This window comes from Pseudacidovorax intermedius, assembly GCF_001476815.1.
GTDB lineage: Bacteria > Pseudomonadota > Gammaproteobacteria > Burkholderiales > Burkholderiaceae_C > Xenophilus > Xenophilus intermedius_A.
In genome coordinates this window covers 1-15,487 of the sequence record NZ_LDSL01000098.1, presented here as the reverse complement: position 1 = coordinate 15,487, position 15,487 = coordinate 1, and the positions used below count along the sequence as shown (strand labels likewise).

Genomic DNA, 15,487 nt, shown 5'->3' with positions numbered 1-15,487 from the left:
GGCGACGGGGACGGACCACCGGGTCACCGCCCAGCCTAGTCCGGCCGCCTGCCAGTCGCCTGACCGTTTCACGCCCCTGTCACGGGGCCACGCCATCGTCTCGGCTTCGCGGCCGGCGGCCTGCCTTCCTGGCGGGCCGCCGGCCGGGTCCTTTTCCGTTCCACCGAGCCCCGACGATGAATACCCACGACAACACCCCATCCGTCCCCTCGCGCCGCCAGGCCCTCCGGCTGTTCGGCGCCGCGCCCCTGCTGCCGCTGGGCGGCGCCGCGCTGCTGACCGCCTGCGGCGGCGGCAGCAGCAACGCGAGCTTCGCCGGCCTGGCGCCCTCCCCGGCGCCCGCGCCCGCACCGGGCGCCGCACCGGCCCCGGTGGCCAGCCCGGCCGCCCAGTACGTGTCGACCGAATTCAGCAACATGCCCGCGCCCACGCTGGCCAAGCCGGCCGAGATGGCGACCATGACCACCAGCTCGGTGATGAAGGTGTCGTACAGCGACGGCAGCAGCACCAGCTATGCCCTGGCCTACAAGCCCTACTTCACCACCGGCGACCTGGTGCCGGACGGCAAGGGCGGCACCATCCTGGCCGGCGGCTATTTCGACATCAACAACAAGCCCATCCTCGACACCTCGGTGGCGGGCAAGGAACGCCAGTTCTTCTCCGACTGCGCCGACGGCAGCTCGCTGCTGACGGTGCCGGGCGCCAAGGTGGCCGGCGTCAAGGGCAACCCGGTGTTCGCCGTGGTGCAGTTCGAATACACCACCCGCAACCAGGCCGGCGCCAGCGCCTACGGCACGCTGCCCTCGCCGATGGCGGTGCTCACGCTCGACCAGGACCCGGCCACCGGCAAGCTCACGCTGGTCAAGTACCACAACGTCGACACCTCGGCCTCGCACGGCCTGTGGATCACCTGCGGCGCCAGCCTGTCGCCCTGGGGCACGCACCTGTCGAGCGAGGAGTACGAGCCGGACGCCTTCGCCATCGCCAGCAACACCATGTTCAAGGCCTACAGCCAGAACCTGTACGGCGACCCGGCCAAGGCCAACCCCTACCACTATGGCCACCTGCCCGAGATCAGCGTCAACGCCGACGGCACCGGCAGCTGCAAAAAGCACTACAACCTGGGCCGCATCTCGCACGAGCTGATCCAGGTGATGCCCGACGAGCGCACCGCCCTGATGGGCGACGACGCCACCAACGGCGGCCTGTTCATGTTCGTGGCCGACAAGGCGCGCGACCTGTCCTCCGGCACGCTCTACGTGGCGCGCTACGACGAGCGGCTGACCGACACCAGCACCGCCAGGCTGACGTGGATCAAGCTCGGCTCGGCCACCAGCTCGGCCATCGAGGCGCTGGCCGATGCGCTTGTGCCGACGGACATCATGGACGTGCAGACCACCGACCCGGGCGACGCCAGCTACACGAAGATCTTCTACAGCGGCAAGGCCAACTGGATCAAGGTCAAGGCCGGCAAGGAGAAGGCCGCGGCCTTCCTGGAGACGCACCGCTACGCCGCGCTCAAGGGCGGCAGCATGGCCTTCACCAAGATGGAAGGCACCACCGTCAACGTGAAGGACAAGCTGGCCTATTCCGGCGTGACCAACGTGCAGACCTCGATGGTCAACGGCGGCACCGGCTGGCTGGCCAGCGCCAACGTGACCTTCCCCAAGAAGCTCAGCTGCGGCGTGATCCTGGAGCACAAGCTGGCCGGCGGCGCCAAGGATTCCGACGGCAACGCCATCAACAGCGACTGGGTGGCCGTGAGCTCGCGCGTGATGCTGACCGGCGAGGACCTGGCCACGCCCGACGCGCTGGGCAACACCACCAACCCGGACAAGATCTCCAGCGCCGACAACCTGAAGTTCTCCGAGAAGATGCGTACGCTCTTCATCGGCGAGGACAGCGGCAACCACGTCAACAACTTCCTGTGGGCGTACAACGTCGACACGAAGAAGCTGTCGCGCATCCTATCCACGCCGGCCGGTGCCGAGTCCACCGGCCTGCATGCCGTGGACGAGATCAACGGCTGGACCTACATCATGAGCAACTTCCAGCACGCGGGGGACTGGGAGAGCATCCACAGCATCGTGCAGCCCACGCTGGATCCGCTGGTGCGCGCCAACTACAAGGACCGCTTCGCCTGCGCGGTGGGCTACCTGACGGCCGATCCGGTGCAGTACCGGCTGGCCAAGGGCTGAGCCGCAGGCGGCGGGCGCTTGAGGAGGCGCTCGACGTCGATCTCAGTGACGCATCTCGCTGGCGCCCCATCGGCGGCGCCATCCTCCTGATCCGAGGGCCGCGGAGCAGGCCACGTCAGTGCACCCGCGGAACCGGCTTTGCCGGGCCGCCGGGTGCGCCCCTTGAGGGGGATTGGACTTCCACACGCAGTGAGGAAGTCCAAACGGGGTGGGCTCACGTGACCTTTGCGATCACCCGCGCCAGCTTCGCCACGCCGCCGGTCCCGCTGGCCGCGCGCGCCACCAGCGCGCCGCCGGCGGCGGCCTTGACCAGCCGCCCGATCAGCGAGCGGCTGCGGCCCGAGGACAGCAGCAGCAGCACGCCCAGGCCCAGCACTGCGAGGTGCTCGCCCGGCAGGTCCGGCCGGCGGGCGTCGAAGGCCTTGGCCGCGGCGACCCAGGAATGAGCGCCGTCGTTGGAAGCCGGCGCGGCAGCGACGTCGGCGCTGGGCGCGCCGGACTGCGGCATGTCGGGCGACTGGGGAAAGCCGGGTTGGGTCATGGCGTCGTCATGGAAGGAAGTGAGGATTCCCTGCGGTTCTAGACATCCGGCGGATGCCCCCATGTAGGCCCGCAACCGCTCCGGATGCCCCAGCCTGGCGCGTGCGCACGTCACCGGCGGTGCGGGGCGGGCTTGTCGGAGGGCGCACGGCGGCATGCCTTGCCCCGGCAGCGGCGCTCATGCCAGCGGCGCCGGCCTGTCAAGCGGAGCAGTCCCGAGACCGCGCCCGATTCTTGCTGCACACAATGGCCCGGACGCCTTTGCGGCCCGCAGTGCGGGTCGCGTGTTCCGGGGCCGTTCCTCGCCATTGAAGTTGAAGCCCATGTCCTTCCGGCCCTTCCCTTCCCTCTTCCGCGCCGGCGTCGCCGCCGCGGCCTGCGCCCTGCTTTGCGGCCAGGCGGCCGCCGCGCCGGCCGCGCTGCCCGACATCCGCATGGCGCCCGAGGGCACCGAATACATGTGCGGCGGCGTCGGCCGCGACGAGCAGGCCTTCATGGAAATGGTGTCGCCGCGCTGGGGTGCCACGCTGGAATTCGCCGTCTCCCGCGGCCCGCGCGGCCAGTTCGACGAGCCGGTGGCCGTGCGCGTGGTCAACAAGTACAACGGCGAGCAGGTGCTGGACGCCACGGCCCACGGCCCCTACATGCTGGCGCGCCTCGGCCCCGGCACCTACGACGTGCAGGCGACGCTGGGCACGCTGACGCTCACGCAGACGCTGAACGTGGCGCTGGGTGCGCCGGGGCGCATGCTCTTCCTGTGGCCCTCCAACTTCGACATCGCGGCGGCCACCCACCCGCCGCAGGCCCTGGCGCAAAGCCAGAGCGCACGCTGATCCTCAGGCGCCGGTCTGCGCGCAGGCCGCGGCCCTGACCGGCCGGCGGCCTTTTTTCACGTCTTCCCGCTTCTTCTTACGCTTGAACACGCCGAAAGCGGGTTTCCCCACATGCACGTTTTGTTGCGGCGCAGCAAAATGTTGATCTTCGTCATGCGCCTCGCTCCCCTCGTCTTCCTCGTCACGCTGCTGCACGTCTTCCTGGCCGTGCGGCTGCTGCCGGCCCTGGCCGCTGCCACCGCCCTGTGGCCGCTGTTCGCCCTGCTGCTGGTGGTGTCGGCCGCCGCCATGCCGCTGCCCTTCGTACAGCGCTTTCCCCTGCCGGAGCGCTGGCGCAAGCCGGTGCGCTGGGTGGGCCTTTTGGCCATGGGCTGGTTCTCGTCGCTGTTCGTCCTGGCGGTGCTGCGCGACGTCGCGCTGCTCTCGGCCTGGGCCGCGAGCCGGCTGGCCGGCTTCGGCATGGTGCGCGCCCAATGGGAGCAGACCAGTGCGCTGGCCGTGGTGGCGCTGGCCACGGCCGACTCGCTGGTGGGCTTCTTCTTCGCGCGGCGCACGCCGCCGGTCCGGCGGGTGGAGGTGCCCATCGCCGGCCTGCCTGCGCGGCTGGCGGGCTTCACCATCGCGCAGCTGAGCGACCTGCACGTGGGCCCCACGATCCGCGCCGGCTACATCGGCCGCATCGTGGACCAGGTCAACCGCCTGGGCGCGGACATGATCGCCATCACCGGCGACCTGGTGGACGGCAGCGTGCCCGAGCTGCGCGAGCATGTCGCGCCGCTGGCGCGCCTGCGGGCGCGGCACGGCACCTTCGTCGTCACGGGCAACCACGAGTACTACGCCGGCGCCCATGCCTGGATTGCCGAGTTGAAGCGCCTGGGCCTCAAGGTGCTGCTCAACGAGCACGTGGTGCTGCAGACGCGCAGCGTGCACGGCGCGCAGACCGACGAGGAGGTGCTGGAAAGCATGCTGCTGGTGGCCGGCGTGACCGACTACACCGCCGGCCATTTCGACACGGCCCACGCCAGCGACCCGCGCCAGGCCCTGCACGATGCGCCGCCCCTGGTGTCCACGCGCATCCTGCTGGCCCACCAGCCGCGCAGTGCGCCGGCGGCGGCCGAAGCGGGCTTTCAACTGCAGCTGTCCGGCCACACGCACGGCGGGCAGTTCTTTCCCTGGAACCTGTTCGTGCCGCTGCAGCAGCCTTTCACGGCCGGCCTGCACCGGTTGCAGGACATGTGGGTGTATGTGAGCCGGGGAACGGGCTACTGGGGTCCGCCGAAGCGCCTGGGCGCGCCTTCCGAAATCACCCTCATCACGCTGCGGCGCGCGGACGACTGAGTTCTTCGGCGTCCTCGCCGCTGAGGTAGCGGCTGGCCAGCGCCAGATCGGTCAGCCAGGCCTGCCACTGCGACTCCCGCTCCGCCGGATCGCCACGCAGCAGCGCGGAAGGATGCAAGGTCACCAGCACCGGCACGCCCTCCGGCCCCGCGAGCCACTGCCCGCGCTCGGTCATCACGGGCACGGCGCGTCCGACGAGCGCGCGCGCCGCCGTGGCGCCCAGCGCGACGAAGGCGCGGGGACGCACGACCGCGATCTCGCGCTCCAGCCATTGCTGGCAGGCCAGCACCTCGCGCTGGCCGGGGCTTTTGTGGATTCGCCGTGTGCCGCGAAGCTCGAACTTGAAATGCTTCACGGCATTGGTGAGGTAGAGCGCGTCGCGCGACCAGCCCAGTGCTTCCAGCGCCCGGTCCAGGAGCTGTCCTGCAGGACCGACGAAGGGATGGCCCGCCAAATCCTCCTGATCGCCCGGCTGCTCGCCCACCAGCATGAGCGCAGGATGCAGCGGCCCTTCGCCGAACACGGACTGCGTTGCATGTTCGCCGATGGGACAGTCGCGGCAGCGGTCGGTGGCGCGGGCCAGTTCTTCGAGGGTGTGCGCCGGGTCCTGGCCCGGCGAGACCGCGGGCGGTAGCGGCGGCCGCGCCGGCAGGCGGCGCCGGGTGGGGGCCGGCTCGGCCTGCACCATGCGGCCGGTTCGTTCCGCGGCCTGGGCGGCCAGGGGCGCGATCAGCTTTGCTTCCGGCAGGTTCGACCAGTACTTGCGCGGCATCTCGCGCGCCATCATCGACAGCTTCAGGCGGGCGGGATTAAAGATGTGGGCGTAGTAGGTGAGCCAGAGCACTTCGCCCTCGTCCGGCCCGGGGGCCTGCTCGCGCGACGCGCCGGGGCCGAACTCCAGTTCGCCGGGCAGGGCGTCATCGCCCGCCAGCGGCGGTGCGCCGGGCGGCGCGGGCATCCAGCGCACCGAGCATTCGGGTGTGAGGATGGCCCAGTGCATCTGCGTGAAGCGGCGCACGAAGAAGGGCGCGACGGCTTCGACGATGTGGTGCTCCGGCTCGAACCAGGCCACCGACAGGGGCGCTTCGCCTTCGGGCTGGCCGACGGGGCGGAAGCGCACGAAGGCCTTCATCTTGTGCATGTCGCGCCGCACCGACTGAAGCATCTGGCGGGCGCGCAGGCGGTCGGGATCGAGCGGGTCCTGGCGCAGGCCACGCTCGTGGACCAGACGCCACAGCAGCCGGTAGAGCAGCGCAAAGCGCTGCGGGTCCTGGTGCAGCACCACCTTCTCGCACAGCGTCAGAAAGGCGGGCGGCACCACGAGGCGCGCCGGCCCTGCGCTGCCCAGCGGCCGCGTCGGCATCGCAGGGGGTGCGGACGGGCGAGCCACCTCCTGGTCGGCCCACAGCTCTGGTGCCGGTTGCCCGGGCGTCTGCCACTGCACTTCATCGGGTGGCACCAGCGCGGCGAGCAGGGCGCGTGCCTCCCTCCGGAAGCCAGGCCAATCGATCTCGCTCTCCAGGGTGATGACACGGGGACTCATGCCCTGTAAGGTAGGCAGTCGCCTGTCAGTCATTTGTAGGCAGGCGACCCGCCGCCGCCGCGCCGGAATCAGCCCCCTGGGTCAGTGCAAGACTGCAGGACGTGATCCAGGCCCTGCGCGCTCGAGCGTCACGGGCCACGCGGTGCTCAGAACAGGCTGGCCTGGGCCGGCTCGGCGCGCTGCGTGAGGCGTGCGCGCAGGTCGGGCGCCTCCAGCGCGCGGGCCGGCCGATGGCCGTCGAGCTGCACGAAGGGCATCACCCGCGCCGTCGGCACCCGCAGCCGCTTGAGGTCCTCGGCCCGCAGCCGCCGCTGCCGGCGCGCGGCCATCAGCTGCTGCACGGCGCGCACGCCGAGGCCTGGCACGCGCAGCAGCAGTTCCTGAGGCGCGGTGTTGAGGTCGACCGGAAAGCGCTCGCGGTGGGCGAGGGCCCAGGCCAGCTTGGGGTCCACGTCCAGCGCCAGCATGCCCTGCTGCGTGGCGGGCACGATCTCGTGGTGCTCGAAACCGTAGAAGCGCATCAGCCAGTCGGCCTGGTAGAGCCGGTGCTCGCGCATCAGGGGTGGCGCGGCGGGCGGCAGCCGGCTCGCGGCGTCGGGGATGGGGCTGAAGGCCGAGTAGTAGACGCGGCGCAGCCGGTAGGCCCCGTAGAGGTTGGCGCTGGTGTCGAGGATGGCGGCGTCGGTGGCCGCGTCGGCGCCGACGATCATCTGCGTGCTCTGGCCGGCGGGTGCGAAGCGCGGCGCCTTGCCGCGGCGCGGCCCGGTGACCGGCAGCGACACCGCCCTGGCCGCCGCGGCCGCGTCGTCGCCCGCCTGGCCCTTGGCCTCGCCGATGTGCACGGCCATGCGCGCCATGGATCGGCGGATGGCCCCCGCGTCCTTCTCGGGCGCCAGCGCCTGCAGGCCGGCCGACGTGGGCAGCTCGACGTTGATGCTCAGCCGGTCGGCATAGCGGCCGGCCCGGGCCAGCAGGACCGGGTCGGCGTCGGGAATGGTCTTGAGGTGGATGTAGCCGCGGAAGTCGTGGTCCTCGCGCAGCAGCCGCGCCACCTCCACCAGCTGCTCCATGGTGTAGTCGGGACTGCGGATGATGCCGCTGGACAGGAACAGGCCCTCGATGCAGTTGCGGGCGTAGAAGTCGAGCGTGAGGTGCACCACCTCGTCCACCGAGAAGCGGGCGCGCGGCACGTTGCTGCTCTCGCGGTTGATGCAGTAGAGGCAGTCGTACTGGCAGAAGTTGGTCAGCAGGATCTTCAGCAGCGAGATGCAGCGGCCGTCGGGCGCATAGCTGTGGCAGATGCCCATGCCCTCGGTGGAGCCCATGCCGCGGCCGCCGCGCGAGTCGCGCTTGTCGGTGCCCGACGAGGCGCACGAGGCGTCGTACTTGGCGGCGTCGGCCAGGATGGCGAGCTTGCGATTGAGGTCCACTGGATGAATATACAGTCATCCGGTGCGGGCTGCCATGGCCCCGCCCGCGGTCAGGTCTTGGCGCGATGGCGCGCGTGACGGGCGCGGTACTCGGTCACGCCGTAGAGCAGCACCGCCACCACCAGCGGCAGCAGGTAGTACACCGCCCGGTAGGCCAGCAGGGCGCCCAGCAGCGGGCCCTGTGCCACCTGGTGCGACAGCAGGGCGACGAACACCGCCTCCAGCACGCCCAGCCCGGCCGGCACGTGCGTGATGACGCCAGCCACGGCCGCCACCAGCAGCACGGCCAGCACCTGCGGATAGTCGACGCGGCCCTGCAGCAGCAGCCAGAAGATGGCGCCCATGAGCGACCAGTTGGCCATCGACAGGCCCATCTGCACCAGGCCCATGCGCAGCGAGGGCACCTCCAGCACATGGCCGCGCACCGACAGCGAGCGGCCGCCGGCGAAGGCACACAGCGCCAGGTAAGCGATGCCGACCGCCACCAGCACGCGGCCCAGGATGCGCAGCCCGCCGCTGTCGATGCGCCATTCCGGCGGCAGGGCGAGCGGCGACAGCGCAAAGGCCAGGCCGGCGACCACCAGGTAGCCGATCCAGTTGGTGAGCATGGAAAAGCCCAGCACCCGCGTGATGTCCGAGGCGCGCAGCCCCAGCCGCGAATAGAGCCGGTAGCGGAAGGCCACGCCGCCCACCAGCGAGCCGAAATTGAGGTTGAAGGCGTAGCTGATGAAGGCCACGCCCATCACCGTGGGCGCACGCAAGCGGTGGCCCGTGAGGTGCCGGCCCAGCAGGTCGAAGGTGGTGTAGAGCGCGAAACTGCAGGCCGCCATCAGCGCCGCGCCGGCGACCAGCGCCACGGGCAGCGCGCGCAGCGCATCGAGCACCTCGTCCCATTCGATGGTGCGGGCCTGCCGCACGATGAGCCAGGCCACGCCGCACAGGAACACCCACAGCGCGACGCGCTTCGCCCACGGCCACCAGGCCCTGGCGGCGAGTCCGGTTGCAGGTGCGGCCTTGGCCGGAGACGGCGCGGCGCGGGCCGAGGCTGCGGGGGCCATGGGGCTCAGACGGCGTCGGCGGCGCGCGTGGTGCCGAGCGGCGGCGCGTCGGCCGGCGGCACCGCCGGCTTGAGCTGCGGCACATGCCGCGGCAGCCAGCTGGTCAGCGAGGGATACCAGCGCAGGAAGTGGAAGACGAAGAAGCTGCGCACCAGGCGCCAGCCGCTCCATTCCTCCGCCAGGTCCTCGGGGGCGATCTGCTTGCAGCTGTGGCGCATGAGGTGCTCCAGCCGCTCGGTGAGCACCTGGTTGAAGCCCGCGCCGCGCAGCACCACGTTGGCCTCGAGGTTGAGCGACAGCGACAGCGGATCGAGGTTGCTGGAGCCCACGGTGCTCCAGTCGTCGTCCACCAGCGCCACCTTGCCGTGCAGCGGCCGTTCGCAGTATTCGTAGATGCGCACGCCGGCATGCAGCAGGTGGTGGTAGAGCATGCTCGCCGCCTTCTTGACGATGGGCATGTCGGGCTCGCCCTGCAGGATGAGGCGCACGTCCACCCCCCGCCGCGCCGCCTGCCGCAGCGCCTTGATGAAGCGGTAGCCGGGGAAAAAGTAGGCATTGGCGATCACCACCCGCTTGCGCGCACTGCGGATGGCGGCGAGGTAGTGCCGCTCGATGTCGGTCGTGTGGTGGCGGTTGTCGCGCGTGACCAGCAGGGCCTGGATGCCTTGCGCCGCCATCGGACCGCGCAGCCGCGTGGCGGTAGGCGGCGCGGTCTGCAGCGCGGGCTTGGACTGCAGCGCCTTCACGCGCGCCATGCGGCGGCGGTACCAGCGCGGCTTGCGCGCGCCGAGCGCGATCTCACGCAGCACGAAGCGGTGCAGCTCGCCGACGATGGGACCGCGCAACTCGACCGCATAGTCCTGCTTGGCCTCGGGCCCGAAGTCGGCGAGATGGTCGGCCGAATAGTTGATGCCGCCGATGAAGGCGCGCCAGCCGTCCACCACCACGATCTTGCGGTGCATGCGGCGGAACACGTTGAGCCGCTTGCCGAAGACGCGCTCGCCGGGGTCGAAGACGCGCACCTTCACGCCGGCCGCCGCCAGCTCGCCGAGAAAGCGCTCGGACAGGTCGGGCGAGCCGAAGCCGTCGATCATCAGGTCGATGTGGACGCCCCGGCGCCCGGCCTCGCACAGCGCCTCGTGCAGCGCCAGGCCCACCTTGTCCTCGAACAGGATGAAGGTCTCGATCACCACCTCGCGTTCGGCGCGGCGGATGGCCTCGAAGACGCGCGGGAAGAAGGCTTCGCCGTTCTCCAGGAGTTCGACGTCGTTGTCGGGATGCCAGGCAGGTGCAGTCATGGCCGTTCGCTCAGGCAGTGTTGTCAAAGATGGATCTCGGCCACCAGCGGTGCATGGTCCGACAGGTGGGACCAGGGCGTGCGCGGCAGCACCACGGGCGACGACACACTCGCATTGCGCACGTAGATGCGGTCCAGCGGCAGCAGCGGGAAACGGGCCGGGAAGGTGCGCGCGGGCTTGCCGGTGGCGGTGCGGAACACCTCCTTGAGGCCCGCGCCGTCTTCCAGCACCCGGTCGGCGCGGCTGCGCCAGTCGTTGAAGTCGCCCGCGACGATCAGCGGCGCATCGGCCGGCACCTCGTCGCGCACGATGTGGCACAGCAACTCCAGCTGCTGCTGCCGGTGCGACTCGGCCAGGCCCAGGTGGGCACAGATGGCATGGATGTCGAAGGCCAGGCCCGGCGGCCGGATTACGCAGTGCAGCAGGCCGCGCTTTTCCGGCCCCGCGACCGACACGTCGTGGTTGCGGTGGTGGACGATCGGGAACTTGCACAGCAGCGCATTGCCGTGGTGGCCGCGCGGATAGACCGCGTTGCGTCCATAGGCGAACTGCGGCCACATGGTGTCGGCCAGGAATTCGTAGTGCGGCGCCTCGGGCCAGTTGTCCACCCGGCGCGCATGCCGCTCGTGCGTGCCCAGCACTTCCTGCAGGAACACGACGTCGGCACCCACAGTGCGAACCGCCTCGCGCAGCTCCGGCAGGATGAAGCGGCGGTTCAGGGCGGTGAAGCCCTTGTGGGTGTTGACGGTCATCACCTTGAGCCGGCGCGAGCCGGCGGCGGCCGTGGCCGGTTGCGGGGGCGTCGGATCGGTGGGGATGTGGGGCAGGGAAGACACGCCAGTGTTGTAGGCCAGGGCCGTGAAATGGACTGTAGGAGTGCGTCCGGTTCCCCGCGCCCATTTTTTCGCCAGCGACTTTCGCTTCGGCAGCGGCCTTTGCGGACCGGGCTCCTACAGGGCGGCGCAGTGGCCGCCCACACTGCGGGCTCGGGGCGGGCCGGTACGGTGCACAGCACGTCGTCGGGATGGCGACGTCATCCCGAAACCCCTCTCACTGATCCACATCGAAGGAGAACCACCATGACCCGCAACACCACGCTGTCCACCCTGTTCGCCGCCGGCCTGCTGGCCGCCAGCGCCGGCGCCATGGCCCAGGCCACGGTGCCCGCCACCCAGGGCCAGGCCAGCACGATGACCACCACCGGCGTGCCCAACCCCACGCAGCGTCCGGAGGGCACGATGCCCGCCCAGCGCGACAACGTGCGCGCCGAAGCCAAGGCCAACGCCCGCATGCAGAACAACACGACCACGCCGAGCGGCCAGGCCAGCACCATGATGAACGGCCAGCCCAACAAGACCCCGTCGGTCAACCAGAACAGCCGCGCCGAAGTCCGTGCCGACACCAAGGCCGAAATGCGCGCCCGCCCGATGGGCCCCGGCGAAAAGACCGCCGTGCCGACCAACCCGCAGGGCGCCCAGCCCGGCGGCACGCCGAAGTGATCGGCGCCCTCGCGGCGAATCCACGATGAAAAAGCCCCGGCCATCTGGCCGGGGCTTTTTTCATGGGCGGGCGCGTGGCCGGAGGCCGCGCGCCCGGCTTCGATCAGCCGCGCGGGGCGTCGCCGCCACGCGGGCCATGGCCGCCGGGGTGGCCGTCGCGGCCGTGGCGGTGCGGCACGGTGGCGGCATCGAAGGTCTGGCGCTGCGTGGGCGTCAACTGCGCATAGAAGCTGCGCGTGGCATCCGCCATCCTGGCGAAGCGCGCCTGGCGCTCGGCCTGGCGGGCCTGCATGCGGTCCAGCCGCTCGGGCGTGCTCAGCTTGGCCAGGTCCTCACGCGGACCGGGCGGCATGGCCGGGGGCGCGAAGCTGGCGGCGTAGGCATCCCAGGCTGGCTGCTGCGCCGGGGTGAGCTGCAGCTTGGCCTGGAGATCGGCCATGCGCTTGGCATGGCGCTCCTTCATGCGCTGCATGCGTTGCTGCATGTCCATGGGCTTGCCGGTGCGTTCGGCCTGCATGCCGGCGGGTGGCGGACCGCCGGCGGGTGCCGTGCCGGGGGCCGGCTGGGCTTGGGCGGTGAAGGCGGCACAGGCCAGCAGGCCGGCCGCGAGGAGGGAGTGACGACGGGAGTTCATGGTGCTTCCTTTCCGAAGACCGCCACCGGTGCGGCAGCGTGGAAGCGACTGTGCGCCCCGCAGGTCAAGCGCCGGTGCGGCCTTCGTCAACCCCGCATGTGGGGAGGTAAAGAAGCGTGAAGGGTGCCATGCGATTGCGCAGACATCGAGGAGGCGCGCAGGCGGTCCGCGCCTCGGCTCGCCTTACTTCCACGCCTTACTTCGGCCGCGGGCGGCGCAGGCGGGCGTCGGGCGGCGTGAGCCGGCCGGCGCGCAGCATGCCCACCGCCATGGCGACGGCGCGGGCGGCATTGCGGGCTTCTTCCTGCATGGCTTCGTCCTCGTCCAGCGTCTCGTGGCTGGTGGCATAAGGCTCGTAGTAGCCGATGTAGCGGTCGAGCTTGGCCTGCGTGCCGGCGTCCTGCAGGCCGATCCAGTCCAGCCAGTCGCACAGGTTGCGGCGCAGGCTCTCGATGCCGGCCACGTCGCCGTGCACCACCACGCCGTAGACGCGGCCGTCGAGGTGTTTGGGGTAGTGCCAGCCTTCGCCGTCCAGCTCCAGCGCCTTGGCCTCGACGGCCTTCTTGCCGTGGGTGGTGGTGGGGTCGGGGTTGCCGCCGTCGGCGCACACCAGCCGGTCGATCATGGCCTTGAGCGGCGTGGGCGCCTGGTACCAGTGGGTGGGCGTGAAGATCATGACGCCGTGCGCGGCCACCCAGCGCTCGTAGATCTCGTTCATCCAGTCGCCGGTCTGCCGCAGCGAATGGTTGGGATAGCAGCTGCACGGCCAGTGGCACAGCGGCATGGCGGTGGAAGCGCAGCCCTTGCAGGGATGGATGTGGCGGTCGTAGTCGGACGTGACGAGGCTCAGGTCCAGCACGTCGCATTCGATGCCCTGGCCTTCGAGCACCTCGCGCGCCAGCTGCAGCAGGCGCCAACTCTTGGCCATCTCGCCGGGGCAGGTGCCGTCGTTGCGCGGCGAGCCGTTGATGAGCAGCACGCGCGAGCGCGTCTCGGGCCTGCCCCAGGCGGCCTGGGCGGCGTCGATGCGGGCGCGGGCCTCCAGCCAGTCGACCGAGAGTTCGTAGTCCGGGTCGGCATAGCCCGGGCCGGCGCGGCGGGTGACGGGGGCCTTGCGGCCGTCCTGGTAGGCGTCCCAGGCCACCGCCTCGATGCGGGCCAGGGCCTCGGCTTCGGGCGCGAAGGCCGGATCCTGGAAGACCTGCATGAAGCGCACCTTGAAGGCATCGCGCGGCAGCTTGTCCGGCGCCTGGCCGGTGCGGGGGGCGTGGGGATCGGTCATGGCGCACCAGCGTAGGCGCATGGTGGGGGTGGCCATCGGCGCCCGCGCCGCCTCGCGCGGTAGGTGGGCGCGCCGCGGCGCCCCCGGTCGGCGGGCCGCGGCTCAGCCAGCTTCCGCCGCGTGCGCGCGATGCAGCGTATCGGCGCTGCTGCAGGCCGCGGTGCCGCAGCCCTGCAGCGTACAGACCGGCCGCATCAGCGCGGGCGGAGGCTCGCCCGTTTCCATGTCGAAGCCCAGGCTGCGCAGGTGCAGCGCCAGGCCGGCGTCCATGGATTGGGCGTGCTGGACGAACCACAGGCCCAATTGCCGGGCCATGTCGCGCACCACGGCCAGCTCGCCGGTGCGTCCCGCGGCCAGGCCCTCGCGCATGGCGTGCAGCACCACCTGGTGCTGCACGCTGTGGCAGTTGCCGGTGGCGAAGCCGCTGGCGCGCATCCAGTGGTCCTCGCGGGCGAAGTGCGCGTCCGTGTGGGCGATCAGGGCCTGCCAGCGCGGCAGCAGGTCGGCGTCTTCCGCCTCTTCCACGGCCGCGAGCAGCACGACGAATTCTTCATGGGTGCGGTCCATGGCCGGTGCATCCAGCACCAGCGCGTCGGACCATTGCAGTGCGGCCATCGGCGGCTCTCCGGCAGGTTGATCGGTCCTGCCAGCGTAGGCCGCCATGTGCCATTGCGCCTTGACCGGGCGCAAGCCACTGACCACGCCGCCGCTTCAATGCTTCGCCGCCTCCGCGTTGCGCTTGCGCGTGGCCGCGGCCTTCCTGGCCGAGGCCGAACGCTCGGCGGCCGTGCGCGAGGCCGCGCCGCCTGCATGACCGCCCTTGCGGGAAGGCGCATGGTTGACCGCATGGCCGCGGCCCGAGCCGCTCTTCTTGCCGCCGCCGGTCTCCTTGTTCACGGTGGCCCAGGCGCGGCGCTCGGCCTCCTTCTCAGGCAGGCCGCGGTCCTCGTAGCCCTGCTCGATGTGCTCGGCCTGGCGTTTCTGCTTGTCGGTGTAGCTGGACTTGTCGCCACGTGGCATGACGTGCTCCTTGGATGGACAGAGGATCTGCCCATGCTGCGGCGGATGCCCGCCGGCCGTGTAGGCCGGCACTGGATCGGCCTGTGCGCGGCCGGCGCGGCGCGGCCGGGCGCCACGCGGCGGCGGCATGCCGCCCCTATCATCGGCCGATGCTCGCGAACCTCACGCCCTTCCTCGTCCACTGGGCCATCACGGCCTTCTCGCTCTGGGTGGCCAGCCACATCTTCCGCGGGCTGCAGTTCGACGGCACGGGCTCGCTGGTGGTGTCGGCCCTGCTGCTGGGCCTGGCCAATGCCATCGTCAAGCCGCTGCTGATCTTCCTGACGCTGCCGCTCACGCTGCTGACCTTCGGCCTGTTCCTGCTGGTCATCAACGCGCTGATGATCCTGCTGGTGGCGGCGCTGGTGAAGGGCTTCCGCGTCTCGGGCTTCTGGACCGCGCTGTTCGCGAGCATCTTCATCTCGATCCTCAGCGTGCTCATCGGCACACTGGTGGACGGCGGCGACCCGGCCGCGCGCATTCAAATGCCGCAGGGCACGGGCAACTGGCTATAGCAAGGGACCACCCCGTTTGGACTTCCTCACTGCGTGTGGAAGTCCAATCCCCCTCGAGGGGCGCACCCGGCGGCCCGGCAAAGCCGGTTCCGCGGGTGCACTGGCATGGCCTGCTCCGCGGACATGCGATCCTTTTGCTGCGCCGGTTTCTTGCCATCCGGGCGGGGCGTGAGCGCGATGGATCATTGATAAGAGACCGCCTCGTCTGGAGGTCCTCACTGCGTGTGGAAGTCCAATCCCCCTCGAGGGGCGCACCCGGC

Annotated in this window: 15 protein-coding genes; 5 read left to right on the top strand and 10 right to left on the bottom strand. The window is 70.8% G+C overall.

Annotated features, from left to right (window positions below; all coding sequences use genetic code 11):
• The first annotated feature begins 176 nt into the window (after nt 1-176).
• Nucleotides 177-2,198, top strand: coding sequence for a PhoX family protein (locus tag NS331_RS15545; protein ID WP_058642881.1), 2,022 nt, complete (start codon nt 177-179; stop codon nt 2,196-2,198).
• Between the two features lie 214 nt (nt 2,199-2,412).
• Here NS331_RS15545 and NS331_RS27165 read toward each other — a convergent pair whose 3' ends face one another.
• A complete protein-coding gene (locus NS331_RS27165) occupies nt 2,413-2,739 on the bottom strand; it encodes a hypothetical protein (protein ID WP_242873768.1) in 327 nt (108 codons plus the stop codon).
• 322 nt (nt 2,740-3,061) lie between these two features.
• Between NS331_RS27165 and NS331_RS15535 the strand changes: the two genes are divergently transcribed.
• Both NS331_RS15535 and NS331_RS15530 read left to right on the top strand, forming a co-directional pair.
• On the top strand, nt 3,062-3,571 hold the full coding sequence (locus NS331_RS15535; protein WP_058642880.1) for a hypothetical protein: 510 nt from the start codon (nt 3,062-3,064) through the stop codon (nt 3,569-3,571).
• A 153-nt stretch (nt 3,572-3,724) separates the two neighbouring features.
• A complete protein-coding gene (locus tag NS331_RS15530; RefSeq protein WP_082702539.1) occupies nt 3,725-4,909 on the top strand; it encodes a metallophosphoesterase in 1,185 nt (394 codons plus the stop codon).
• Here NS331_RS15530 and NS331_RS15525 read toward each other — a convergent pair.
• The 5 genes from NS331_RS15525 to NS331_RS15505 form a co-directional block, all read right to left on the bottom strand.
• Complete coding sequence (locus NS331_RS15525; RefSeq protein WP_058642878.1) at nt 4,884-6,452, bottom strand: UdgX family uracil-DNA binding protein; 1,569 nt, start codon at nt 6,450-6,452, stop codon at nt 4,884-4,886. The two genes, NS331_RS15530 and NS331_RS15525, sit on opposite strands and share 26 nt — an antisense overlap.
• A 146-nt stretch (nt 6,453-6,598) precedes the next feature.
• Nucleotides 6,599-7,882, bottom strand: coding sequence for a putative DNA modification/repair radical SAM protein (locus NS331_RS15520; protein WP_058642877.1), 1,284 nt, complete (start codon nt 7,880-7,882; stop codon nt 6,599-6,601).
• Nucleotides 7,883-7,932: 50 nt separating this feature from the next.
• Nucleotides 7,933-8,940 carry a lysylphosphatidylglycerol synthase domain-containing protein gene (locus NS331_RS15515; RefSeq protein ID WP_058642876.1) on the bottom strand — a complete coding sequence of 336 codons (1,008 nt, stop codon included), beginning with the start codon at nt 8,938-8,940 and terminating at the stop codon, nt 7,933-7,935.
• 5 nt (nt 8,941-8,945) lie between these two features.
• The gene (gene clsB / locus NS331_RS15510; protein WP_058642875.1) at nt 8,946-10,238 is read right to left on the bottom strand and encodes a cardiolipin synthase ClsB; all 1,293 of its coding nucleotides are present in this window, start codon (nt 10,236-10,238) and stop codon (nt 8,946-8,948) included.
• 23 nt (nt 10,239-10,261) lie between these two features.
• Entirely contained in the window at nt 10,262-11,074 is an 813-nt protein-coding gene (locus tag NS331_RS15505) for an endonuclease/exonuclease/phosphatase family protein (protein ID WP_058642874.1), read from the bottom strand.
• A 243-nt stretch (nt 11,075-11,317) separates the two neighbouring features.
• Here NS331_RS15505 and NS331_RS15500 point away from each other — a divergent pair, with 243 nt between their 5' ends.
• Nucleotides 11,318-11,737, top strand: a complete 420-nt coding sequence (locus tag NS331_RS15500; protein ID WP_058642873.1) for a hypothetical protein — start codon at nt 11,318-11,320, stop codon at nt 11,735-11,737.
• Between the two features lie 103 nt (nt 11,738-11,840).
• Here NS331_RS15500 and NS331_RS15495 read toward each other — a convergent pair whose 3' ends face one another.
• The 4 genes from NS331_RS15495 to NS331_RS15480 all read right to left on the bottom strand — a co-directional run bounded on the left by NS331_RS15495 (nt 11,841) and on the right by NS331_RS15480 (nt 14,673).
• Nucleotides 11,841-12,371: a Spy/CpxP family protein refolding chaperone gene (locus NS331_RS15495; protein WP_058642872.1), complete on the bottom strand. Its 531-nt coding sequence runs from the start codon at nt 12,369-12,371 to the stop codon at nt 11,841-11,843.
• A 196-nt stretch (nt 12,372-12,567) separates the two neighbouring features.
• Nucleotides 12,568-13,653 carry a flavodoxin family protein gene (locus NS331_RS15490; RefSeq protein ID WP_058642871.1) on the bottom strand — a complete coding sequence of 362 codons (1,086 nt, stop codon included), beginning with the start codon at nt 13,651-13,653 and terminating at the stop codon, nt 12,568-12,570.
• A gap of 102 nt (nt 13,654-13,755) precedes the next feature.
• Nucleotides 13,756-14,268 carry a hemerythrin domain-containing protein gene (locus tag NS331_RS15485; protein ID WP_058642870.1) on the bottom strand — a complete coding sequence of 171 codons (513 nt, stop codon included), beginning with the start codon at nt 14,266-14,268 and terminating at the stop codon, nt 13,756-13,758.
• A gap of 96 nt (nt 14,269-14,364) precedes the next feature.
• A complete protein-coding gene (locus tag NS331_RS15480) occupies nt 14,365-14,673 on the bottom strand; it encodes a hypothetical protein (RefSeq protein WP_058642912.1) in 309 nt (102 codons plus the stop codon).
• Between the two features lie 149 nt (nt 14,674-14,822).
• Here NS331_RS15480 and NS331_RS15475 point away from each other — a divergent pair, with 149 nt between their 5' ends.
• Entirely contained in the window at nt 14,823-15,227 is a 405-nt protein-coding gene (locus NS331_RS15475) for a phage holin family protein (protein WP_058642911.1), read from the top strand.
• Nucleotides 15,228-15,487: the final 260 nt, after the last annotated feature.

Excerpts from the sequence above, each read along its gene's own strand:
- NS331_RS15495 (WP_058642872.1), bottom strand. The coding sequence starts at position 12,371 with ATGAACTCCCGTCGTCACTCCCTCCTCGCGGCCGGCCTGCTGGCCTGT.
- NS331_RS15525 (WP_058642878.1), bottom strand. The coding sequence starts at position 6,452 with ATGAGTCCCCGTGTCATCACCCTGGAGAGCGAGATCGATTGGCCTGGC.
- NS331_RS15485 (WP_058642870.1), bottom strand. The coding sequence starts at position 14,268 with ATGGCCGCACTGCAATGGTCCGACGCGCTGGTGCTGGATGCACCGGCC.
- NS331_RS15545 (WP_058642881.1), top strand. The coding sequence starts at position 177 with ATGAATACCCACGACAACACCCCATCCGTCCCCTCGCGCCGCCAGGCC.
- NS331_RS15530 (WP_082702539.1), top strand. The coding sequence starts at position 3,725 with ATGCGCCTCGCTCCCCTCGTCTTCCTCGTCACGCTGCTGCACGTCTTC.
- NS331_RS15515 (WP_058642876.1), bottom strand. The coding sequence starts at position 8,940 with ATGGCCCCCGCAGCCTCGGCCCGCGCCGCGCCGTCTCCGGCCAAGGCC.
- NS331_RS15500 (WP_058642873.1), top strand. The coding sequence starts at position 11,318 with ATGACCCGCAACACCACGCTGTCCACCCTGTTCGCCGCCGGCCTGCTG.
- NS331_RS15480 (WP_058642912.1), bottom strand. The coding sequence starts at position 14,673 with ATGCCACGTGGCGACAAGTCCAGCTACACCGACAAGCAGAAACGCCAG.
- NS331_RS27165 (WP_242873768.1), bottom strand. The coding sequence starts at position 2,739 with ATGACCCAACCCGGCTTTCCCCAGTCGCCCGACATGCCGCAGTCCGGC.
- NS331_RS15490 (WP_058642871.1), bottom strand. The coding sequence starts at position 13,653 with ATGACCGATCCCCACGCCCCCCGCACCGGCCAGGCGCCGGACAAGCTG.
- NS331_RS15535 (WP_058642880.1), top strand. The coding sequence starts at position 3,062 with ATGTCCTTCCGGCCCTTCCCTTCCCTCTTCCGCGCCGGCGTCGCCGCC.
- clsB (WP_058642875.1), bottom strand. The coding sequence starts at position 10,238 with ATGACTGCACCTGCCTGGCATCCCGACAACGACGTCGAACTCCTGGAG.
- NS331_RS15475 (WP_058642911.1), top strand. The coding sequence starts at position 14,823 with ATGCTCGCGAACCTCACGCCCTTCCTCGTCCACTGGGCCATCACGGCC.